Origin of the sequence: Parabacteroides johnsonii DSM 18315 (assembly GCF_025151045.1) — a bacterium.
Lineage (GTDB): Bacteria > Bacteroidota > Bacteroidia > Bacteroidales > Tannerellaceae > Parabacteroides > Parabacteroides johnsonii.
The window spans coordinates 1,536,497-1,559,236 of record NZ_CP102285.1 but is presented as its reverse complement, the minus strand read 5'-3'; the positions used below and the strand labels follow the sequence as shown (position 1 = coordinate 1,559,236).

The 22,740-nt window shown below is 45.2% G+C and carries 23 protein-coding genes, 1 tRNA gene and 2 pseudogenes; 13 read left to right on the top strand and 13 right to left on the bottom strand.

From position 1 onward, the window contains the following. Positions 1-37: 37 nt before the first annotated feature. From NQ564_RS06485 to NQ564_RS06470, 4 genes are all read left to right on the top strand, one after another. Complete coding sequence (locus NQ564_RS06485; protein WP_008149685.1) at positions 38-817, top strand: dihydroorotate dehydrogenase electron transfer subunit; 780 nt, start codon at positions 38-40, stop codon at positions 815-817. Continuing rightward, complete coding sequence (locus NQ564_RS06480) at positions 805-1,716, top strand: dihydroorotate dehydrogenase (protein WP_008149686.1); 912 nt, start codon at positions 805-807, stop codon at positions 1,714-1,716. Before NQ564_RS06485 ends, NQ564_RS06480 begins: the two co-directional genes overlap by 13 nt. A gap of 202 nt (positions 1,717-1,918) precedes the next feature. Continuing rightward, positions 1,919-4,078, top strand: coding sequence for an alpha-galactosidase (locus NQ564_RS06475; RefSeq protein ID WP_129649909.1), 2,160 nt, complete (start codon positions 1,919-1,921; stop codon positions 4,076-4,078). A 42-nt stretch (positions 4,079-4,120) separates the two neighbouring features. Continuing rightward, positions 4,121-4,825: an MgtC/SapB family protein gene (locus NQ564_RS06470; RefSeq protein ID WP_008149689.1), complete on the top strand. Its 705-nt coding sequence runs from the start codon at positions 4,121-4,123 to the stop codon at positions 4,823-4,825. A 4-nt stretch (positions 4,826-4,829) separates the two neighbouring features. Here the strand turns inward: NQ564_RS06470 and NQ564_RS06465 are convergent, their stop codons facing one another. The 3 genes from NQ564_RS06465 to serB are packed head-to-tail and all read right to left on the bottom strand — an operon-like array spanning position 4,830 to position 6,868. Further along, positions 4,830-5,303: a C-GCAxxG-C-C family protein gene (locus NQ564_RS06465; RefSeq protein ID WP_008149690.1), complete on the bottom strand. Its 474-nt coding sequence runs from the start codon at positions 5,301-5,303 to the stop codon at positions 4,830-4,832. 15 nt (positions 5,304-5,318) lie between these two features. Further along, the gene (locus NQ564_RS06460) at positions 5,319-5,621 is read right to left on the bottom strand and encodes a Dabb family protein (protein ID WP_008149691.1); all 303 of its coding nucleotides are present in this window, start codon (positions 5,619-5,621) and stop codon (positions 5,319-5,321) included. Positions 5,622-5,641: 20 nt separating this feature from the next. Further along, positions 5,642-6,868 carry a phosphoserine phosphatase SerB gene (gene serB, locus NQ564_RS06455; RefSeq protein ID WP_129649907.1) on the bottom strand — a complete coding sequence of 409 codons (1,227 nt, stop codon included), beginning with the start codon at positions 6,866-6,868 and terminating at the stop codon, positions 5,642-5,644. Between the two features lie 117 nt (positions 6,869-6,985). Between serB and bla the strand changes: the two genes are divergently transcribed. Then, positions 6,986-7,858: a class A beta-lactamase gene (gene bla / locus NQ564_RS06450; RefSeq protein WP_317127970.1), complete on the top strand. Its 873-nt coding sequence runs from the start codon at positions 6,986-6,988 to the stop codon at positions 7,856-7,858. Between the two features lie 76 nt (positions 7,859-7,934). Here the strand turns inward: bla and NQ564_RS06445 are convergent, their stop codons facing one another. Next, positions 7,935-9,311 (bottom strand): aminopeptidase P family protein, encoded by a 1,377-nt coding sequence (locus NQ564_RS06445; RefSeq protein ID WP_008149695.1) that lies wholly within the window; start codon positions 9,309-9,311, stop codon positions 7,935-7,937. Between the two features lie 264 nt (positions 9,312-9,575). Continuing rightward, a complete protein-coding gene (coaW, locus tag NQ564_RS06440; protein ID WP_008157717.1) occupies positions 9,576-10,418 on the bottom strand; it encodes a type II pantothenate kinase in 843 nt (280 codons plus the stop codon). A gap of 95 nt (positions 10,419-10,513) precedes the next feature. Here coaW and NQ564_RS06435 point away from each other — a divergent pair, with 95 nt between their 5' ends. From NQ564_RS06435 to NQ564_RS06410, 6 genes are read left to right on the top strand one after another with little or no spacing between them, the layout of a single operon-like run. Beyond that, positions 10,514-10,858, top strand: a complete 345-nt coding sequence (locus NQ564_RS06435) for a hypothetical protein (protein WP_008149697.1) — start codon at positions 10,514-10,516, stop codon at positions 10,856-10,858. 17 nt (positions 10,859-10,875) lie between these two features. Then, positions 10,876-11,301: an ATP-binding protein gene (locus NQ564_RS06430; RefSeq protein WP_008149699.1), complete on the top strand. Its 426-nt coding sequence runs from the start codon at positions 10,876-10,878 to the stop codon at positions 11,299-11,301. Between the two features lie 2 nt (positions 11,302-11,303). Next, on the top strand, positions 11,304-12,680 hold the full coding sequence (locus tag NQ564_RS06425; RefSeq protein ID WP_008149701.1) for a [Fe-Fe] hydrogenase large subunit C-terminal domain-containing protein: 1,377 nt from the start codon (positions 11,304-11,306) through the stop codon (positions 12,678-12,680). Beyond that, a complete protein-coding gene (locus tag NQ564_RS06420) occupies positions 12,667-13,005 on the top strand; it encodes a DRTGG domain-containing protein (protein ID WP_008149703.1) in 339 nt (112 codons plus the stop codon). The genes NQ564_RS06425 and NQ564_RS06420 overlap by 14 nt, the downstream gene beginning before the upstream one ends. Next, complete coding sequence (locus NQ564_RS06415; protein WP_008149704.1) at positions 13,002-13,742, top strand: PHP domain-containing protein; 741 nt, start codon at positions 13,002-13,004, stop codon at positions 13,740-13,742. Before NQ564_RS06420 ends, NQ564_RS06415 begins: the two co-directional genes overlap by 4 nt. Continuing rightward, positions 13,739-14,266: an ATP-binding protein gene (locus NQ564_RS06410; RefSeq protein ID WP_008149706.1), complete on the top strand. Its 528-nt coding sequence runs from the start codon at positions 13,739-13,741 to the stop codon at positions 14,264-14,266. Before NQ564_RS06415 ends, NQ564_RS06410 begins: the two co-directional genes overlap by 4 nt. Here the strand turns inward: NQ564_RS06410 and NQ564_RS06405 are convergent. The 3 genes from NQ564_RS06405 to NQ564_RS06395 all read right to left on the bottom strand — a co-directional run bounded on the left by NQ564_RS06405 (position 14,263) and on the right by NQ564_RS06395 (position 17,525). Beyond that, a complete protein-coding gene (locus tag NQ564_RS06405; protein ID WP_008149708.1) occupies positions 14,263-15,660 on the bottom strand; it encodes an MltF family protein in 1,398 nt (465 codons plus the stop codon). The genes NQ564_RS06410 and NQ564_RS06405 overlap by 4 nt on opposite strands. A 7-nt stretch (positions 15,661-15,667) precedes the next feature. Continuing rightward, the gene (gene rlmD / locus NQ564_RS06400; RefSeq protein ID WP_087375452.1) at positions 15,668-17,086 is read right to left on the bottom strand and encodes a 23S rRNA (uracil(1939)-C(5))-methyltransferase RlmD; all 1,419 of its coding nucleotides are present in this window, start codon (positions 17,084-17,086) and stop codon (positions 15,668-15,670) included. An 82-nt stretch (positions 17,087-17,168) separates the two neighbouring features. Continuing rightward, the gene (locus tag NQ564_RS06395; protein WP_008149712.1) at positions 17,169-17,525 is read right to left on the bottom strand and encodes a winged helix-turn-helix transcriptional regulator; all 357 of its coding nucleotides are present in this window, start codon (positions 17,523-17,525) and stop codon (positions 17,169-17,171) included. A gap of 166 nt (positions 17,526-17,691) precedes the next feature. Between NQ564_RS06395 and NQ564_RS06390 the strand changes: the two genes are divergently transcribed. Then, the gene (locus NQ564_RS06390) at positions 17,692-18,219 is read left to right on the top strand and encodes a DJ-1/PfpI family protein (RefSeq protein ID WP_021862019.1); all 528 of its coding nucleotides are present in this window, start codon (positions 17,692-17,694) and stop codon (positions 18,217-18,219) included. A gap of 78 nt (positions 18,220-18,297) precedes the next feature. Here NQ564_RS06390 and NQ564_RS06385 read toward each other — a convergent pair whose 3' ends face one another. Continuing rightward, positions 18,298-18,927 (bottom strand): recombinase family protein, encoded by a 630-nt coding sequence (locus tag NQ564_RS06385; protein WP_008149716.1) that lies wholly within the window; start codon positions 18,925-18,927, stop codon positions 18,298-18,300. A gap of 219 nt (positions 18,928-19,146) precedes the next feature. Between NQ564_RS06385 and NQ564_RS06380 the strand changes: the two genes are divergently transcribed. Continuing rightward, positions 19,147-19,221, top strand: a tRNA-Pro gene (locus tag NQ564_RS06380). A gap of 511 nt (positions 19,222-19,732) precedes the next feature. On the opposite strand, the pseudogene NQ564_RS06375 reads toward NQ564_RS06380, so the two are convergent. From NQ564_RS06375 to NQ564_RS06360, 4 genes and pseudogenes are all read right to left on the bottom strand, one after another. Next, positions 19,733-20,668 (bottom strand): annotated as a pseudogene (locus NQ564_RS06375) (ISAon1 family transposase). A gap of 28 nt (positions 20,669-20,696) precedes the next feature. Next, positions 20,697-21,056, bottom strand: coding sequence for an ISAon1 family transposase N-terminal region protein (locus tag NQ564_RS06370; protein ID WP_129649905.1), 360 nt, complete (start codon positions 21,054-21,056; stop codon positions 20,697-20,699). Between the two features lie 104 nt (positions 21,057-21,160). After that, a pseudogene (locus NQ564_RS06365) lies at positions 21,161-21,418 on the bottom strand (SAM-dependent methyltransferase); the annotation flags it as partial. 233 nt (positions 21,419-21,651) lie between these two features. Next, complete coding sequence (locus tag NQ564_RS06360; protein WP_227963233.1) at positions 21,652-22,623, bottom strand: IS30 family transposase; 972 nt, start codon at positions 22,621-22,623, stop codon at positions 21,652-21,654. Positions 22,624-22,740 lie beyond the last annotated feature (117 nt).

Below are 22,740 nucleotides of genomic sequence, written 5' to 3'. Positions count from 1 at the left end.
CATCTATCTTTGTATAGAATTAGACTAATCATATTATATGAAGAAGTACATGCTTGACATGAAGGTGACTGAAAACTGTAGCCTTCACAAAAATTACTGCCTGCTTAAACTAACATCTGATCAGATCCTGCCGGAAATGCTGCCGGGACAGTTCGTACAGGTACGTGTGGATAACTCTCCTACAACATTTCTTCGTCGTCCGATCTCAATTAATTATGTCGACAGAGCGACCAATGAACTGTGGTTGCTCGTCCAGTTGGTCGGTGACGGAACACGCCGGATGGCTGAGTATAAGCCGGGTGATGTTGTTAACATCATGTTGCCTTTGGGAAACGGTTTCACGCTGCCTGCCGATAAAGAACAAAAATTACTGCTGATCGGTGGTGGTGTCGGGACAGCTCCGATGTTGTATTTGGGGGCCATCCTGAAAAAAGCCGGTTACACACCTACGTTCCTTTTGGGAGCTCGTTCTAAGGAAGATGTGTTACAATTGGAACAGTTCGAACAGCTTGGAACAGTGTATGTTACAACAGAAGACGGCTCATTGGGCGAAAAGGGATATGTGACCAATCATTCCATCTTGAAAGATGTACATTTCGACCGGATTTACACTTGTGGACCTAAGCCGATGATGGTGGCTGTTGCCAAATATGCCCATGCAAACTCTATTACATGCGAAGTCTCTCTTGAAAACACAATGGCTTGTGGTATAGGAGCTTGCTTATGCTGTGTGGAGAAGACCAAAGATGAGCATCATGTGTGTGTATGTACTGAAGGACCTGTATTTAATATTGAAAATTTGACATGGCTGAATTAAACGTAAACATCGGTAATTTGCAATTGAAGAACCCGGTCATGACGGCGTCGGGTACTTTCGGATATGGCATTGAGTATTCGGACTTTATGGATATCTCCCGCTTGGGTGGTATTTTTGTGAAAGGAACAACGATCCAGCCACGTGAAGGGAATTTGTATCCCCGTATGGCGGAAACCCCTTCGGGAATGTTGAATGCTGTAGGTTTGCAGAATAAGGGGGTGCAATATTTTGTCGATCATATCTATCCGGAGATAAAGGACATCGACACGAACATGATCGTAAACGTGAGCGGTTCCTCTGTGGAAACGTATGTGGAATGTGCTGAGAAGATAGCGGATTTGGACAAGATTCTGGCGATCGAACTGAATATTTCCTGTCCGAATGTGAAGCAGGGAGGTATGGCTTTTGGCGTGACGACTTGTGGGGCAAGCGAAGTGGTGAAAGCTGTCCGCAAGGTTTATCCGAAGACCCTTATTGTAAAACTTTCCCCTAATGTGACCGACATTACGGAGATTGCCAGAGCGGTCGAAGCCGAGGGAGCAGACTCTGTTTCATTGATTAATACTATGTTGGGGATGGCCATTGACGCGGAGAAGCGTAAACCGGTATTATCTACAATAACCGGTGGTCTTTCCGGTCCTTGCGTAAAGCCGGTTGCCTTGCGGATGGTATGGCAGACTTATAAGGCTGTGAAGATTCCTATTATCGGTCTGGGAGGCATTTCGAACTGGAAAGATGCAGTGGAGTTCATGCTGGCCGGAGCTACAGCAATCCAGATCGGGACCTACAATTTTGTAGATCCAGCCGTTGGCATAAAGGTTATCGAAGGGATGAACGACTATTGTGACAGACATGGTTTTTCGTCTGTCCGCGAACTGATCGGAGCTTTGGAAGTATAAAAACAGGATGAGATAATCCTTTTCGGAATAACAAATTAAAGAAAAGCCTGTAAAACGACTTATTTTATGTGTTTTACAGGCTTTTTTCTTGTAATTTTATTCGTTTGGAATATCATTATTCCAATAATTATAATATCTTTGTTCGTATATAAAATAAACCTTGGATTTGTAATATCTAATTAATAAATTATAGAAGAAAAACATGAAGATCAGACATCTTTTTTTGCTATGTCTAATAGCGATATCAGCGACGCTGAGTGCAAATGGAAAAACTGTAATTCCAATTACGACCGATGACATTAGCCTTATTTATAAGGTTGATGATAAAAATGGCCGCCTGTATCAATCTTATCTGGGACAAAAACTGTCATTTGATTCGGATATCGTACAATTACCTCTCGGTAATGAAGCCTATCTGACACATGGTATGGAAGATTATTTCGAACCGGCTATTCGTGTTTTGCATAATGACGGTAACCCGTCATTGCTCCTGAAATATGTCTCCCATGAAAACAAACAGCTTCAGCCGGGAGTCAACGAGACGGTCATTCTTTTGAAAGATGATAAATATCCGGTCGAAGTAAAGTTGCATTTCATCGCTTATCCAAAGGAAAACATCATCAAGGAATATGCGGAGATTTCACATCAGGAGAAGAAACCTGTAACCCTTTATAATTATGCTTCCTCTTTATTGCATCTGAATGGCAGCAAGTATTTTCTGACTGAATTTGCAGGAGATTGGGCCCACGAAGTCAATATGAAGGAAACCGAGCTGGCTTTTGGTAAGAAGATGCTGGACACCAAGTTGGGAAGTCGTGCCAACATGTTTTGTTCTCCGTTCTTTTTGCTTGCTCTGGACAGGAAAGCGGAAGAGAATGCCGGAGATGTATTATTTGGCACTATCGGATGGACAGGTAATTACCGTTTTACGTTCGAAGTAGACAACGAGAATGGCCTGCGTATCCTTTCCGGTATCAACCCATATGCATCGGAATACTCGTTGAAGCCGAACGAAGTGTTCCGCACGCCGGAGTTTATTTTTACCTATAGTGCCAAAGGAAAGGGCAAAGCCAGTCGTGATTTCCAACGTTGGGCACGCAAATATCAGTTGAAAGACGGCGAGAAGTCTCGTATGACATTGCTGAACAACTGGGAAGCGACCTATTTTGACTTTAATGAAGACAAGTTGGTGAATATTATGGATGAAGCCGTTGCATTAGGAGTCGATATGTTCTTGCTTGACGATGGCTGGTTTGCCAATAAATATCCCCGCAGCAGTGACCATCAGGGATTGGGAGACTGGGAAGAAACCGTTACCAAGCTGCCTAACGGTATCGGAAAGCTGGTGAAGGAAGCGACGGACAGAGGCATTAAGTTCGGTTTGTGGATCGAACCGGAAATGGTAAACCCTAAAAGCGAGTTGTATGAGAAACATAAGGATTGGGTGATCCATTTGCCGAATCGTGACGAGTATTACTTTAGAAACCAGATGGTTCTGGATTTGACTAATCCGAAAGTACAGGATTATGTATATGGTGTGGTTGACAATCTGATGACGAAATATCCGGGTATCGCCTATTTCAAATGGGATTGTAACAGCCCGATAACGAATATCTACTCTCCGTATCTGAAAGACCAGCAATCCCATTTATATGTTGAGTATGTACGCGGCCTGTATAATGTATTGGAACGGATCAAACAAAAATATCCGAATCTGCCGATGATGCTGTGTTCCGGTGGTGGTGGCCGTTGCGACTATGAAGCGTTGAAGTATTTCACTGAGTTCTGGCCAAGTGATAATACGGATGCCATCGAACGTATCTTTATCCAGTGGGGGTATTCCCACTTCTTCCCCGCTAAAAGCATGGCTGCCCACGTAACGAGTTGGGGAAAACAGCCGGTTAAGTTCCGTACGGACGTAGCCAGCATGTGCAAGTTAGGTTTCGATATCCGTATCCATGAAATGAACCAGGCGGATCAACAATATTGCAAGGAAGCGGTGGCTAACTTCAAACGTCTGGACGATGTCATTCTGGACGGCGACCAATACCGTTTGCAATCGCCTTATGAAAGCCAGCATGCTGCCGTTATGTATGCCAGCGGCAATGCAGACAAAGCTGTCCTGTTTGCCTTCGATATCCATCCGAGATATGCAGAATCGATGCCACCTCTTCGTTTACAGGGATTGAAGAAGGATGCCCGTTATGAACTGAAGGAAATCAACTTGGTTCCGGGTACACAATCCAAATTGGCCTGCAATGGCAAAACGTTCTCCGGAGAATTTCTGATGAATGTCGGCATTCCTGTGTTTTCAAGCCGGCCGACAAATAGTCATGTGATTGAAATTACAGAGGTCAAGTAATCAAACAAATACTTATATTTGCGTGTTACTAATGTGATAAGTATGTTAGAACAGATAAACGACATATTACACAATACGGTTATTACCCCCTACACGGCAGCCGTAAAGCTGCTGATCAGTTTCCTCTTGGGAGCAGTCATTGGGATAGAGCGCCAATTTAGAAGACGGGAGGCGGGAATGCGTACCTTTACATTGATTTGTATGGGTTCGACTGCTGCCATGCTGGTCTCTATCTGGATTCCGCAATGTTATCCTAATTTCTTGAATGGCGATCCGGGACGTATTGCGGCACAAGTGCTTTCGGGTATCGGTTTCCTCGGAGCAGGGGCGATTATCCAAAGCCACGGGAGCGTGCATGGACTGACGACGGCTGCTTGTATCTGGGTAATGGCGGTAATAGGTTTGGCAGTGGGAGCCGGAATGTATATTCCGGCTGCTATTGCAACTGTCATAACACTTTTCATTCTGGTCAGCCTGGAACATTTGGAGAGAAGAATGTTCCTGAACGGTGTCAACAAGATACTGACTATCACCTGCTCTACGGCAACACCCGATTTAAAGGCAGTTCGTAAAATATTGGAAAGTAAAGGCGTTTTTATCGTGAGTGTCTCTTTCGAGACATATTATAAAGAGGACCGGTCCGTTATCACATACAAAGTGAATGTAAAGGCGATTTCCTCCTATACGAACTTATTCAACGATATTCGGAGTTTAGGTATTGTTACACAAATCAGATTGATGGCATAAGCCATCAATCCAATTCTCCTTTCAGCATTCTTCCTGCAATGCGAGCCGAATCTTCAATGTATTTTTTGCAAGGGCGCTTCTGATAATATTCTTGCGTACGGGCGGCTGGTGCCGGTGTCGTAGCTGCTGCGTCTTCAGGGGGCAAAAGGCGGCGACAGATGATTGTTTCGTTTTTCTCCTTGAATATGTCAGCCATTTTCTGCACCATTGCATAATTCTTGGTGCGGGCTTCCTGGTCGGTAATATCCTGAACCGGATATTTAAACCCCGCCAGCATAGCCATTGCGCTGACTGTTCCGCAAACTTCGCGCATACGGCCTACACCTCCTCCAAAAGAGACAGACATTTTCTTGGCTGTCTCCATTTCCAACTCAAAGACATCCGAGTAAGCCAGAAAGACAGACTGTGCACAATTATAACCTGCTTCAAAATTCCGAACTGCACGGTTTACTCGCTCTTCAATATCAAAGTCTTTCATGATGCTCTTCGCTTGTTAATATTCATAATCGACGCAAGCCCTGTCTGCCTTGACTGGACCGATGATGCCTTTGGATATGGCTACATGTTCGGGATGGTTGGCATACGTACTGACATCTTCAAGTGTGTCCAGCTCTGTAGTCAGGATGATATCCCATGTCTCTGCCGGATTCACGTTAAAATCTACGCGGATCATGCGCAACACGTCAATCTTATCGAGCAATGCTTCTAATCCCGTTTTGATTTCCTGCATTTTAGCCTGTTTGTCGGCCGGAGTTGCAAACTCCTTCAATTTGAACATTACGATGTGTCTGATCATTTTTCTCTTATTATTTGTAGTTACATTTTTTCATCCAGATAGGAATCTTTATAGCCTAAGAAGTACAGGATGCCGTCGAGACCGATCGTTGAAATAGACTGTTTGGCCGTAGCCTTTACTTTCGGCTTGGCATGGAAAGCGATTCCGAGACCGGCAATACTGATCATTGGCAAATCGTTGGCACCGTCTCCGACAGCGACCGTCTGGCGAATATCCACATTTTCGACCTGTGCAATGAGACGGAGCAACTCCGCTTTGCGTTTCCCATCGACTATGTCGCCGACATGACGTCCGGTCAGCTTTCCGTTTTCCACTTCAAGTTCGTTGGCATAGACATAGTCAATGTTGTATTTTTGTTTCAGATAGTTACCAAAATAGGTAAATCCTCCGGAAAGGATCGCAATCTTGAAACCGACCTTTTTCAAGATACGCATCAGGCGGTCCACCCCTTCGGTAATCGGTAGGTTCTCGGCAATTTCCTGCATAACAGAAACATCCAAACCTTTCAACAAGGCGCAACGTTGGCGGAAACTTTCACAGAAGTCGATTTCTCCCCGCATGGCCGCTTCGGTAATGGCTTTCACTTGATCGCCAACACCGGTCCGGATAGCCAGTTCGTCGATCACTTCCGTCTCGATCAGTGTCGAATCCATATCGAAGCAGATCAGGCGGCGCATGCGTCGGAACATGCTTTCTTCCTGAAAAGATATATCCATCTCCTGCTCGGCGGAGAGTTTCATGAAATCGGCCTTCATCTGTTCCTTGTCCCTCGGCGTACCGCGCACGGAGAATTCCACGCTGGCTTTCGGCGTACGGGCATTCTCGTCCAAAGGAATACGTCCCGTCAGGCGCTTGATATCGTCGATATTCATATCTTGATCGGCAACAATACGTGTGACACCGGCAATTTGCCGGGCAGTCAGTTTCCGGCCCAAGATCGTTATGATATACCGATTCTTACCCTGCATGGAAACCCATTGGTTATAAGCCTCTTCGGAGATCGGGTTGAAACGTATATTCACATCGAGCTCGTAGCTCTTAAAGAGTAATTCTTTCAGAATATCCCCCGAATTGCCTTCGCTACTTTGAAACAAGATGCCTAAAGAGAGGTTGTTGTGGATGTCAGCTTGACCGATGTCCAGGATAACCGCATTATTTTTGGCCAGTATCTCGGTAAGGGCGGCGGTCACTCCCGGACGATCCGTACCATTTATGTTTATCAGTATTATTTCGTCTTTTTGTTCCATTATGATTGTAATTATGAAGCGAAGAAACAAATAATTCTTTTAAGTAAAAAACATTTTCTTTAAAATAAGCTACACTTTCTGTATCTTTGTTCATCTATTATTCAAACTTGTGCATTAATGAAGCGATTCCTCATGTCTGCGGTATGCAGTTTTTACTCCATAATGGCGTTCGGCCAAATTCAAATTGGGGATATAAAGGAAGTTATCCAAGAAAAAAAAGCGACAGTCGGTGTGGCAATCCTATATCAAGACAAGATCTTTACATTATCCGACAATCAGCAATACCCTTTAATGAGCCTTTTTAAGTTTCATGTGACTGTGGCTGCTTTGAAAAAGATGGATAGGGAACATATTCCCTTAGACAGTACGGTGTGCATAACACGTGAACAAATGCATGAAAACACATATAGTCCTTTGAGAAACAAATATCCCAATCAAGGAATACACATATCATTGCGTGATATAATAACGTATACGATTATTTATAGCGACAATAACACGTGTGACTGGCTCATTGATTTTGCTGGAGGGATAAAAAAGGTGGATACTTTCATCAAATCATTGGGCATCAAGAAACTGAATTTGACAGAGACGGAACATAGCATGCACGAAAATATCATGAATAGCTATAATAATTGGAGTTCACCTTTGTCAGTCGTACAATTGATAAAGAAAATATATACGGATGAGATTTTATCTGCAACATCTTTCGCATTTCTGGAAGAAACCATGCTCAACTGCTCGTCCGGAGAAAATAAACTGAAAGCCGGTCTGCCTCCCAATGTCAAGATCGGACATAAGACGGGACATTCGGATCGTACTTCGGATGGCTTACAGATCAGTGAAACAGATGCCGGCGTTATCTATTTACCTGATGGAGAAAGATGTTACATTGCGGTCTTGATAAAAAATTCTTTAGAATCGGACGAAACCAATGCCCGTATTATGGCAGACATCACTCGTGTCATTTATCACAGTTTACAAAAATGAGTAAAATTCGGCATGGACTGCACATCACATGCAAATCCATGCCTATATCATGAAAAATTATTAGAATTGTGATGTATTATTTCCTTATCGCTTCTACTTCTTCTGCACGGACAGGGATCTTTTTACCTAACAGGCGAGCGCCGTTTTCGGTGATCAGATAATCCTCTTCGTTGCGAATACCGCTGAAATCTTTGTATGTGAACAACTTGTCGTAATTGATAAATTCAGTGAACTTGTTCTGGCTTCTCCAAAGGTCCATCAGTTCGGGGATAAAATAAACCCCCGGCTCGATAGTCAGGACAAAGCCCGGTTCCAGTTTACGTCCGAGGCGGAGAGACTTGCGTCCGAATTCAGTGCTTTTCGGTTGGCCGTCGTAGCCGACGTACACTTCGCCCAGGTTTTCCATATCGTGGACATCCAGCCCCATCATATGTCCCAGACCGCAAGGCATGAACATGGCATGGGCACCGGCTTTTACGGCCTCCATCGGGTCGCCTTTCACGAATCCCAAATCTTTCAAGCCTTCCATAATCACTTTGCAGGACAATTCATATACATCGACAAACGGGATACCCGGACGCAGGGCCGCAACAGCCGCTTCGTGGGCAGCCACCTGGATATCGTAGATCTCACGTTGGCGAGACGTGAACTTGGCATCGGCAGGAATCGTGGACGACATGTCACCGGCATATCCCATCTCCGTTTCGGCACCAGCATCGAGCAGAAGCATATCACCGCTCTTGATCATATTGCTATGGTCGTGATTGTGCAACGTCTGTCCGTTGATCGTCGCGATGATCGGGAAGGAGAGTTCGTAATTGTTTGCCAAAGCCACTTCGGCGACTGCGGCGGCCACTTCGCTTTCGCGAATACCCGGACGAACGGTGCGCATGGCGGCCAGATGCATATCGGCTGTCACGATACAGGCCTTTTCTATTTCAGCAATTTCTTCTTCACTCTTATAGTTACGCTGGTTGACTACGCCCATAATGAAAGGAACGGACGGTTTTTCGGCTCCAGGAACGACACCTAACCATTGGAATAGCTTGATCTGGTGTTCGGCGCGGTAAGTCGGCAGATAATGGATGGGTTGGCCTTTCTGCTGCGCGTTCTTCAGATATGTTTCGATTTCCTTGAACGGACGGACTTCGATGATACCGGCGGCTTCGCTCTTTTCCTTCAGCGTCGGCTGCGTTCCCATCCAAACGATCGCGTCGATTGTCAATTCGTCGCCGAAAATGATCTCGCGGTCGTTGTCTATGTCGATGATGGCGGACAGTCCGGCGTAGGGAAGTCCGAAGAAATACAGAAAAGTGGAATCCTGGCGGAAATGGTATGTGTTATCGGCATAGTTCATGCCGGACTCATCGTTGCCTAAAAATAATAACAGGCCTGAACCTATCGTCTGTTTTAATTTAGCCCTGCGGGCGATATAAGTTTCTTTTGCGAACATGATATTATAAATTTAATTTAATGCTATCAAAGATAAGAATAAATTGTAATCCGTACATATCCGGGGTGTATTATTTTTTATACGCCTCCTACGGCTCTTAAAAATCCGGATTTTGGTTTTATCAAAATGTCACTACCACCCCATCAAAATCGAATTAGTAGTGCATCTATTTGGAATTAGTATAGCGGGTAATATTTTTTAACGTTTCATAATGCACTACTTTATCTTTATAAAGATGACAAAATGGTAATCCGGTCGGGGAAATTAACGGACCGGATGAACCGTCGAACCGTTTATGTAGGTAAGGGCGGCTCCTATGGCAGTTCTGTATTCCGAATACTTGGGGATCAGGAAACGGACACCATACATTTCTTCCAGCTTAGGGAAGATTTCCTTGCACTGAGGCAGCTGCGTCAGGTTACCGATCAAGACGAAATCCTGTATCGGGCTGTTGAGAGCTGACAGGATGGCGGCCTGGCCGATCGATTGCAGGACCATGTGGATGATCCCTGAAGCGATATCTTCAGGAGAGGCGTTGCCGTCCGCTTTTCCGAAGTTGGAGGCGGTGGCATCCAGCGGAAGGTCGGGCAGAGGCCGGTTGCAGATATCCTGTATCTGGAGGTCGATATTCGTCAGAGTTCCCTTCAAAGCCATATCGGAGATCTGGTGGATGTCTTGCGTTTTCAGGAGCAGGCGGGAGAGTCCAAGCAAGGTTCCGCCTCCGACACCGATCCCGCCGATATGTTGGATATGCTGTCCATCCACCTTGACGAAAGAGGTTCCCGTTCCCATGCTTACGACGATCAGGCGCTCCAGCGAAGCGGCATATTGGGCACCGAGGCCATTGGCAAGGAATTCATCTGTCTTGGCTGTCGGCAAGCCGTATAGTGGCTGGTCGATAAAGGCACTTCCCACACCTGTCAGCATTACCATCTCGATCTCCGGCAAGGTGATTCCGTTGTCATAGATATATTTACCGAAAGCCCCGAAGAGCGAGGTGACCGGATCTGTCGCCTTGACGAACATTGGTGATTTGATAGTCTTGTTTTCCACTCCGACAATCTTGGTTGTGCTTCCACCGACATCGATACCTATTACTACGCCCATATTTTCATGATTTAGTTGTAACTTTCTATCTGTTTTCGCTTGCAAAGTTATAACTATTTCTTACATTGTCCCGGCAAATATAACCTTTATATAACATGAAGATACGGCAGATAATGGCGCTTACCGGCGCAGCAGTCGTATGCGGAAGCGGCCGGGAAGACCACGAAGTGCAATGCGCTTTCGCCAGCGACCTGATGAGCGATGTCCTGACACTGGATTGCAACGGAGTGCTGCTCGTCACAGGTTTATGCAATATGCAGACGATTCGGACTGCAGAGATGGCGGATGTTTCTTGCATCCTGTTTGTGCGGGGGAAAAAGGCGACTCCTGAAATGCTGCAACTGGCAGCGGAAAACGATATGATCCTGATGGAAACGGACCACTCTATGTATCACACGGTCGGTGAGCTTTATTGCAACGGCCTTCCGCCGATCTATTAAGTAAAGGAGGTGAAGATATGCAATTCAGATTTGAACTGGAAGGAGGCAACTTCTCAAAAGCCGGCTCTGCTTCGAGCCAGATAAAGAAGGTGTTGAAACAACTATCCATCGATCCGCGCATCATCAAGCGGGTGGTTGTCGCCCTTTATGAAGCCGAGGTCAATGTTGTTGCCCATGCCTGGCGTGGGACGGTGTTGGCCGATATCGAAGTCGACAGGATCAGCCTTCTTCTGCAAGACGAAGGCCCCGGTATTCCCGATATCGACCAGGCGATGCAGGAAGGATTTTCCACTGCTTCGGCTGCCGTTCGTGAGATGGGCTTCGGTGCAGGTATGGGACTACCCAATATGAAGAAGAATGTAGATGAATTAATGATCGAGAGCAAAGTGGGAGAAGGTACGACCGTTCGTATGCTGACCTATTTCTCCGCAAATGCCAGATAGCCATGGAAGAAACGAAGTTTTACCACGCATTGAAAATAGATAATGACCGTTGTGTCGGCTGTACCCATTGTATGACAAAGTGCCCGACCGGTGCGATCCGCATTCGCGAAGGGAAAGCTTCCATCCGCAAAGGTTGGTGTGTGGACTGTGGCGAATGTCTGAAAGCCTGCCCGGCGGAAGCTATCTATGTGGAGCAGGACGACTTCCAGAAAATCTTCGACTATAAGGCGCGTGTCGTGCTGGTTCCGACGGTCTTTATCGGGCAGTTTTCCAAATACACGACGGAGGAGGAGATTTTCAGTGCACTATACGAACTGGGGTTCACCCATGTGTTTCAGGTCGAGTTTACGGCAGATATGATCCACCGCGAGATGCTGCGACAGATGGAACAAGCGGAGGAAAAGCCTGTTATTAGTTCGTTCTGTCCGGCTATCGTCCGGCTGATACAGGTGCGCTTTCCGGCTTTGGTCGATAATATCCTATTGGTGAAATCGCCGGTTAATGCAACAGCTACCTATTATCATAAAATGCTGGAAGAAGACGGTTTCTCGTTCGAAGAAATCGGTATCTTTTATGTGACGCCTTGTGCAGCCAAAATCGCGGCCTTGAAAGGTGCGGAAGGCTATTCGTCTACGATCAAGGGCGTGATCAATATGGATACATTATATAATAAGGTATACTATATCCTGAAAAACCGTCCGAAGGATTATAAACCCAAATGTATTCTCCCACCGTCCCTAACCAAAAAGGAGATGCGTTGGAGCCAGACCGGAGGAGAAGCCAAGCATTTTTCCGGCCGTTGCCTGGCGATCGATGAGATACACAATGTCATTGAGTTTTTGGAACGGATGGAATCGACAACCGAAGTCCGCAATGTGGATTTCCTGGAACTGCGTGCCTGTGACCGGAGCTGCGCGGGCGGTGTGCTGGCTGTTGCTAACCGTTTCCTTACTGCCGAGCGGGTAATGAAGCGTTCGATGAAGCGTGATAAGGCTCCGCTGATCTATTCCGACCGCTTGGAAGCGTTGTCCTATCTGAAGCAGCACATCACCATTCGTCCGCTTCAGCCCAACCCGAAGCTGCGATACGAAGGAAGTATCGAAGAAGTCCTGAAAAAGATGGAGCAGGTGCGCAAGTTGATGTGTCACTTGCCCGGTATCGACTGCGGGGCCTGCGGTTCGCCCAATTGCCAGACGTTGGCAGAAGATATCGTCCGCCATGAAGCGCAGTTCAGCGATTGTGTTTTTATGCAGCGTAATATGGAAAAACATGGGAAATTGGATAAGGAGCATGCTTTCCGCCTGATCGAGAAGACGTGGGGAAAAGACCGGTTGAATAAAGATTGTTATAAGAAAGGAGCTAAATATGAAGGTCAGTGATTTGGTAAAAGAATTGAACTTAACCGTTTTTTGCGGGGAGGCAGGGTTGGACGCGGAGATTTCCGGCGGTTATACCAGCGACCTGTTGAGTGATGTAATGGGACATATTGACGAAGGGATGTTGTGGATTACGATGCAGACGCACCAGAATATTTTAGCTGTCGCCACCCTGAAAGATGCAGCCGCCGTCCTGATCGTTAACGGGGCTTCGCCGGACGAGGAGACGCTTGATAAAGGAAAAGAAGAAAACGTGCCTTTGCTCGGAACGCAGCTTTCCGCATTCGAGGCAACGGGAAAAATATATCACCTTTTGCAACAGGCATGAAAGAGTTCCGGGTAGACTTGCACCTGCACACTTGTCTTTCGCCTTGCGGAAGCTTGGAGATGAGTCCGCGGCAGATTGTGGAAACAGCCCTTGAACAGGGACTGGATGCGATTGCCGTCACGGATCATAACAGCACGTTGCAATGTCCCGAAATCCAGGCTTTAGGCGAAGAGTACGGACTGGTGGTCTTTGCCGGTGCAGAGGTGACGACACGCGAAGAGGCGCACTGTGTTGCCCTTTTTTCTGATGACCAGGCTCGTGCCGCTTTTCAGAAATATCTGGAAGAGCATCTGCCGACTGTCCCGAACGACCCCGAACGTTTTGGTGACCAGGTCTGGGTGAACGGCCGGAACGAGATCGTGGGGGAGGTTCCTTATCTGCTGATTTCCGCTCTTGACAGGAGTGTCGGCCAAATCGCTGCTGTCGTCAGACAATCGGGTGGGTTATTTATTGCGGCGCATGTCGAACGCCCTTCGTTCAGCCTGATCAGCCAGTTAGGATTCATCGACCCTTCCCTACCTTTGGATGCAATCGAGTTCAATGACGCTGTCCGTTTTGAGAAGCTGATGGCAGCACATGATTATTTGAAACAGTATACGGTCTACCGTGCTTCCGATGCTCATTATCCCGGACAGATCGGTACTAAATATTCCTTGTTGAAAGCCGATGCACTCGATTTCCAGCATTTGGCGATGGCTTTCCGGAAGGAAAACGGTCATATGATTGTAACGGCATGAATAATCTATCTTTCCATATCACCGATGTCATGACAAACAGCATCCGGGCAAAAGCTTCGGAAATAGGTTTGTTCATAGAAGAACGGGATCTCAGAATCACGATCCGTATTGCGGACAACGGTTTGGGAATGGATGCCGGGACTATTGCCCGTGTCACAAATCCGTTCTACACCACCCGCACGACCCGTAAAGTTGGACTTGGCATCCCCTTCCTGATCCAGAATGCAGAGCAGACCGGCGGAGCTGTGTCCATAACATCCCAGCCGGGAAAGGGAACGGTGGTGACAGCCTCTTTCTGTTCCAACCATATCGACTGCCCGCCTTGGGGTGATCTTCCGGGAACGGTTGCCATGCTGATCACCGGCAATCCAGATATTAATATATGTTTTGAATATCAGGCAGTAAAAACCGTATTCTCTATTAGTACGAGTGAGATAAAAGAGATTTTGGATGGCATCCCGCTTAGTTATCCGAAAGTGATGCTGTTGGTAAAAGAGATGATCAAAGAGAATATCAGACCTTAACCTTTTTGACCTGTTTTTGTCAAGTAGTAGTTGTAACGCTCCATCACTTCGCGAACATAGTTGAAAGTTTCCGAACCACGCAGGTAACCGTGTTTACAAACCGGATCGTTGTAGTATTCCGGATCGTTTTTCAGCCGGATATATTCGGCCACATTGTCATCCCAAACATATGGATTTTTGCCATATTTCTCAGCCAGCCGTTGCGCGTCGTAAATATGCCCGATCCCAGCATTGTAGGCTGCCAGTGTGAACTTGATCTTTTCGACCGGATCGGTCACTTTCCCAAATCCCTGGCGGAAGCGGCGCAGGCAATCCACACCTGTACGGATACCAGTGTCGGGGTCTTTCAGTTCATGAGGCGTCACACCCAAAGCCTTAGCTGTATTCGGCATGATCCCCATCAGCCCTTCTGCTCCGGCCCATGAGACTACGTTTGGATTGAAGCGGGACTCCTGATAACCGATCGAGGCAAGCAACTGCCAATCCCATCCGATATTTTTGGCATGTTTGCGGAAGAGTTCATCGTAAGGTGAAACATGGCCGTTCCTGACTTCCGGCAGTTCGGCGGTGATGGGTTGTTTGCTCAATTCGAAATAACGTTTCGTCAAAGCCTTGTAGACATGCGTTCCCGCCTTGTCGGATGCCCAGGCATCGATCGCCTTAGCCAGTTCAGGACTGCTTTTGCGTACGACCCATGAGGAACGTTGCATAAAACTGATCTTCAGAGAAACGTTCAGGTTCCAGAAATAAGTTTTGTTCAGGCGAGCTATATTCTCGTCGCTTACGGTGTAAGGGATTTCTCCTTGCGAGACCATGCCGATCAGGTCCTCTGTCGTTACCGTGTCGGCATCCGCTTCATGAATCCGGATACCGCCACCCAGTTCGACATCGAGGTTTTTCAGCCGTTCGAAGTATTTGGTCCCTGGTTTTACATAAACGTCTTTTCCGAGCAGTTCCGTCACGTCGGTGATTATTTTGTCGCCCTTGTTGGCCCGCTGGATCAATACTTGGCAGTCTTGTTCCTCCTGTCCGCAATAGATCAGCTTATCTTTCAAACGGTTGCTGATCTGGATCGGGTAGGCGACTACATCTGCTTCGCCTGCTTCCAGCATCTCGATCAACTTCGTTGGGCTTTCTGCGACCTTGATATTCAGTTTCAGTCCTTCCGAGCGGGCGAAATCCTTGATCAGTTCGTATTCATACCCCATCGGTTGCATTTTATACTGAAAATAGGAAGTCGAGCTGTATAGCGTGACAGCGGTTATTTCGCCTTGTGCTTTCAGTTGTGGCAGGTCGATTGTCACATCGTCATCCTCCTGTCCTTGTTCCTGCCTCGTACGATTGCAGCCGGACAACAACAACGTCACAAAAAACAAGAGGATGACCTTTTTCATTAGCTATTTAATTCTTTAATTTTTCCAAAAGAACAACATTCTCCACGTGATGCGTATGCGGGAACATGTCTACCGGCTGCACCTTCTTGACGGCATATTTCACAGAGAGCAAGCTCAGATCGCGTGCCTGTGTTGCCGGATTACAGCTTACATAAACGATACGTTCCGGCTCGGCAAAGAGGATCGTGTTGATCACATCGTCATGCATACCGGCACGAGGTGGATCTGTGATAATAACATCCGGGCGGCCGTGTTGGTTGATGAAATCCTGTGTTAGAATGTCCTTCATGTCACCGGCGTAGAACAATGTATTTTCGATCTTGTTTAGTGCAGAGTTGACTTTGGCATCTTCGATTGCTTCGGGTACATATTCGATGCCGATCACTTTCTTTGCCTGGCGGGAGACGAAATTGGCGATTGTGCCGGTTCCGGTGTACAAGTCGTAAACCATTTCATTTCCGGTCAGTCCGGCGAACTCACGGGCAACTTTGTACAGTTCGTAAGCCTGTCCACTATTAGTCTGGTAGAATGATTTCGGACCGACTTTGAACTGAAGCCCTTCCATCTCTTCGATGATATGATCTTTTCCGCGGAACACAAGAACATCCTGGTCGGTGATCGTGTCATTGCATTTTCCATTGATGACATACATCAGCGAAGTGATCTCAGGGAACTGCTCGGCGATATGAGAGAGAAGCGCTTCACGGCGTTCCACATCTTCGTAGAAGAACACTAATACCACCATCAGATCGCCTGTCGAAGCTGTGCGGATCATCAATGTGCGCACCAATCCTTCTTGATTGCGAAGGTCAAAGAACGGATAACCTTCGTGTGTCAGACAATATTCTTTGACCGCCAGACGGATGCGGTTCGATATGTCGTTTTGCAACCAACATTTGTGAATGTCGAGGACCTTGTCGAACATCCCCGGAATATGGAAACCGACTGCATTCATGCAATCGAACTTGGCTCCGGTTTTCACCTCTTCTTCCGTCAGCCACTTCTTGTTGGAGAACGTGAATTCGAGCTTGTTGCGATAGAAAGTCGTGTGTTTGGACCCTTTGATCGGAAGAACTTCTTCCATCTTGATCTTACCGATGCGCGTCAAGTTGTCGATTACTTGTTTATGTTTGTAACGAATCTGCTCCTCATAGGGGAGATGCTGCCATTTACAGCCACCGCACACGCCGAAATGTTCGCAGAATGGCACAGCACGCAGGGGTGAATATTCATGAAAATATACTGCTTTTCCCTCCGCATAACTATGTTTCTTACGTGTCAGCTGTATGTCGATGACATCTCCGGGGGCGACAAAAGGTACGAATATCACCATGTCGTTCACTCGTGCGATAGCCTTTCCTTCTGCGGCTACGTCTGTTATTGTTACCTTTTCCAATAAAGGCAACTGCTTCTTATTTCTTGCCAAGATGATTAATATTTTAATTTTTGCGCAAAGATAGAGATAAAATACATCGTAAAATACTTTGCGCAAAAGATTTTGACTATCCTTATAATTGCCCTGCCTTTTCCCGGCTTTCGAAAATAACCGTCATATGTTCCAATGCCCAACCGACAAGATTTTCTATATGTGGCATCAGTGTTTGACCGGTTTCCGTAAGTTGGTATTCAACTCTGGGCGGGACTTCGGCATAGACTGTTCTCGAAACAAGCCCGTCGGTTTCCAATGTCCTGAGCGTGACAGTCAGCATACGCTGTGAAATGTCAGAAATTGTTTTTTGGATGTCGCTGAAGCGCATCGTTCCATTTGTGTTTAGCGTGATCATAACAAGCATCGACCATTTGTCACCGAGCCTGCACAAGATGTCCCGGATTGGACAATTTCCTGTCGGATGAAAATTTTTCATTTTTTTTGTTTTAGTAGTGTCTTGTGTCTCAACAATAGTTACACTCGTGTAAGTAGCTTATTCATAGGTGCGTTCTTGTTTTACCGAATCAGACTACTTATCTTTGCTGCACAAAGGTAATAAACTTACTAAAAAGAACTATTGTATCACTAAAATTATTATTATCATGGCAAAGAAAGTAGCAGTTTTGGCAGTGAATCCGGTAAACGGATGTGGATTGTTTCAGTATCTGGAGGCATTTTTTGAAAATGGTATTTCTTATAAAGTGTTTGCTGTCAGCAATTCGAAAGAGATTCGTACGAACTCCGGTATTACTTTGGTCGTAGATGATGTCATTGCAAATTTGAAAGGGCATGAAGATGACTTCGATGCGATGGTATTCTCATGCGGAGATGCTATACCTCAATTTGCTCAACATGCAGGAGAATCGTACAACCAGGACCTGATGGCTGTTATTGCAGCGTTCGGACAGAAGGAAAAAATTATGATCGGTCATTGTGCCGGAGCAATGCTGTTCGATATGGCAGGTGCCATCAATGGAAAGATGGTGGCTGTCCATCCGCTTGCAAAGCCAGCTATCCAAGGGGGAAAGGCAACAGACAACAAATCTGAGATCGATGGAAATATCTATACGGCCCAAGATGAAAATAGCATCTGGACAATGATGTCGCAGGTACTCGATGCCTTGAAATAAAAATCAGATTGTCTATTTAGAAAGAGCGGTACTTCCGGAAAATTTATAAATTTCGGGTTCGCACCGCTCTTTTTATATTTATTCGGTATCGTTTTTCTTTTTCCTTCTTGAAGGCAGGTTCGGTATATTTTCCCGGATGAAGCGCTTAAAACCACTTAAAGAGACCTTATAATAATCGGCTAATTCGGCATATGTCGCATTTTCTTCTTTCAGTTCTCTTTCGATCTGATTTTTCTGGGAAAGGAGAAATTCGGTTTTGGGACTTCCCAAAGGACGTCCTAACTTTGTTCCTTTGTTCTTACTGGCAGTCAGTGCTTCTTTCGTACGGGCGGAAATAAGTTTGCTTTCTATTTCGGAAACAAGCCCGAATGTGAATGCCAACGTCTTGCTGTCCACGTCATCTTCAAACGAATAGCCTTCCTTGATACAATAAAGCGTCACTTTCTTTTCAATACACAACAAAATCAAATGCATTATCTCCATCAGTTTCCTGCTGAGCCGAGTGACATCGGCAACGATAAGAATATCGCCTTCCTGCAAATTCTTTATCACGTCTTCGAGCCGGTTTTTCCCTTTGGGAGAATTTTTAGCATCTTTCAGCCACTTGTCAATCTCAATTTTTTTTGCTTTTGCAAATTGTTCGATTGCATTTTTCTGACTCTCTGTTTGTTGTTTATTTGAATATGTACGTATATAAGCGATTGTCATATTTCTTTATTATTTAAATTTTGTTTCATCATTTGATATATAACAGATTGGTTTGCAATATGTTCATTCTGAAAGTTAATAAAGGGGGTATACATATTGTTGTAATGATCTCCTAAACTGATGCGAATGTACGCAAATAAAAAAAACAATGAAATATTTGGTAGTTAAAAATAAATACCTACCTTTGCACCGCAATCGGAAATAAAGAGATTGTAAAAACGGGGTGTAGCGCAGTCCGGTTAGCGCACCTGCTTTGGGAGCAGGGGGTCCCAGGTTCGAATCCTGGTACCCCGACATAAAAAAAGAGTCTATACGGTTGTATAGACTCTTTTTTTATGTCAAATTTTGTGGATCATCCGAAATCGGGGATCATGGATCATACCGAAATCCTGAGGGATTAAAATATAATCATCTCCTAAAGTATCTATTGCATCTTCCTATAAGCCTCCTGATAGTATTTAAGTATTTATTATAATCCCCGATAGTGTAAAAATAATTCCAGATAAATTTGTTTTGTACAAAATAAAAGCGTTCCTTCGCGCTGTCACTCATTTTCAGAGAGATTATAGGTATAGAGTGAACAAAAACAAAGGAGCCTTGACTGTGCAATGGGTATAGCTTGACAACTTTCAGGTCAAGCTTTTTTTGTAACAGTATATAACGACAAGAAATATAATAACCCAAACCTTAACTATAAGAAAGAGCGTGTTGCCTCTATATTAGAGGGACACGCTTTTTTAATAGTTATGTTGCATTAGCTCGGTTATGTACGTATAAGGAGATACCTATATTCATAGAGAATTAATTATGCATAAATATTGGTGAGTCTGAATAAGAAAAAAGCAATATCCCTCACGCCTCTTAGCTGTGCTCTAAAAGCTTTGATTTTAGAATTGAAGGACTCACTCGCGGCATTGGTGGAGCGTCTTTTAAAAAAGCCAACAATATTCAAGTAATGTGTTTGTATGGTTCTGGCGACAGTGCCAAAAGACAGGAAACCGGATTTGTCCACCTGATCATACCAATGTGCCAAACGCGTCAAGGCAATATCTGCCGATTGTGCCTGATGATATATCAACCCTAACCTCATGCTTAAGTAATAGGCCTTCTTGATATCGGGATATTCCCGGAAAAGGATTTTAGCTCTTTTTCTTTGGCTCTCCGACCACAGTTCAGTTTTTTTGAACAAAAGATAGCGGCTTCTGGCCAACAGCTGTTTTCGACTGTCCCCATTCTCAAATGTTTCAGTAACAAAAGGCTGTCCTGATGCTTTAGCGTATGTGATCTCGACCATTTCTTTATCCAAGGCTTCCCATCGTGCCTTTATCCGCATTTCCTGAACGGCTTCAAAAGCTAACTTTTGAACATGAAAACGGTCGATAACCAGCTTGGCAGCCGGGAAACAGAGACGGGTTATCCGGGCCATATTGGGTGCCATGTCCAATGTTATTTCCCGAACTTGAAACCGCCTGCGACGGGAAAGTTTGAGTATAACTTGGGATACCTTTTCTACGGATGTCCCTTTGATCATGGCGATGATAGTGCCTTTTCTTCCTTTGGCCTCTTTGTTAATCAGGATTGTATACAGTTCTCCCGACGACAGTGCCGTTTCGTCCATCCCGACGTAGGGTCCAATGTTTTTCTCGAAGAGCATCCATTCTTCGGCATGGGCACGTTGCTCCTAATTTCTGAAATGACTCAGATGATTCTTATATTGGGACTCCAACAGTTTGGCTTCCATTCCGTAATGATCCGCCAAAAGACTAATGCTAAGAGCGCGAGAGTCGATCCAATGCTTTTAAAAAAGACGCAAATTCAGTCGTTATTTGCGTTCCTTCTGCTACTAATTTCCAATTGCGGCTTACATATTTGCCAGTACTGTGATTGAACCATCTTCGTTTTTTGATAAACAACAGGCAGCTACGCCCACGCATCGGATAATCCTGCATCCTGACTTGTTCATAAAAGCCCTTGCTTTCCAAGTTATTGGTTGCATATTCTTGGGGGTGTATATTCTTCTCTTCAAAGTATATTTCTACCCTATCCGACTTTTCTTTGAAATCAGACAACTCAAAATAATCAAACATTCCCTCCGGAAAGATAAAACGAAGAAATTGATCGTAACTCATCTCTTTTATTTTTTTACTGCCACTAAGATACGATTTTTCCCCTCAGGATTATTTCGAATTGGGAATTTCGAAATAATCTCCAATGAACTTTCCGTTAGCAATAGTTAGATTTTCTTTCCGATGTAAAATACATAACCGTAAAACTCTTTGTATTTATAATATAATTGAGTCTCGTGGCGTTGGTTGGCAATAAAGTCTTCGGCAACTTTATTGCCTGCATATTTTTTCAGGAAATTATCTTGAATTTCTACTTGTGGAGCATAAAAATGTTCCGTCCAACAATTTTCTGGTAGAATAAAACTGGCTACAGGAATATAGCCGGCTTTTTGCATTTGGGCAACTTTGTTGGGGATAGTATCTATTGGTAGAGTCAACAAGCAAGTGCAATTATAGTCATAAAAATGAAATTCATCCAAAAATCGTCATTATTAAAAGAAAAATCAATAAAGATTTGCAAACTTTAAAATAATCGTTTACATTTGTGCATATCAAAACCCTAACTATGAAAAGAAACCGAAACCTTGACAGCAAAAACAAAAAGAATTATTGACCAAAGCCAGGCTATGATTAGTAAGGCTTTTTGTACGGGTGGTATTTATACCACCCGTTTTTGTTGCTCCCATTTCTCGAAAAAATACTCTTTGGGGCTTCTGAAGCCCAGCTTTTCCCGAGGCCTACAGTTGATCTTCTTCTGTATCTCCATGACGAAACGGTCGCTCACCGTATTAAAATCAGTGCCTTTTGGGATGTACTGCCTAACCAGCTTATTGGCATTCTCTATAGCCCCTTTTTGCCAAGAGCAATAACTGTCCGTAAAATAGACGGTAGCTCTTAACTTTTTCTCTATGAGTTCATGGCAGGCAAACTCGCCGCCATTATCCGTCGTTATGGTCCTAACGCCTTTGCCCCTATAAGGGAACAGAAGACGGTTCACCACTCTCGGCAGGGAAGCTGCCTTCTTGCCATCGGGCAGCTTTTCCATCAGCAATAAGTTGCTTGACCTCTCGGTTAAGGTAAGGATCGCCCCTTTGCCCCCCTTGCCAACGATAAGATCCATCTCCCAGTCGCCGAAGCGGGTGCCATCCGCTTCCAAAGGGCGTTCGCGGATACTCGTGCGGTTGGGGATGTTCGTGACTTTTGTAGGACAAAGACGGGATATATGCCGACGATACTTCATCTTGTGACGACAATGGGAAGCAAGCTCACCACTAAAGTCCGCACGTATACGTCTATAGAGGGTCTCATGGGAGATCTTATACCCTTTCCTCTTCAAATAACCGGATATTTGCATGGGAGACCAATCTTCTTCTACCAACAAACGCAACGCCTCTTTTTCTATGGCGCTAGGAATTTTACGATTGCCGGGGAGACGTTCACGCCGTTCGCGCGACATCTCATCCGCAAGGCTATAACTATAAACACGATGACTTTTATTGCGTCTGAGCTCACGACTTACCGTACTGGCCGACACTCCTATTTGAAGAGCTATCGCTTTTTGGGTCTTACCTTCTTTTAGTCCCAAAGATATTGCATATCTTTGCTCACGGGTTAATTGTTTATACTTCATAACAATACAAAAATAATTAATCCTAAGGAGACTTCGGTCTCCTTTTTTATTGTATTGCTAATTGATTCTACGCTCTCAGGGGCTATGCACCCCTGCCGCTGGGGCAAACCCGCAGTG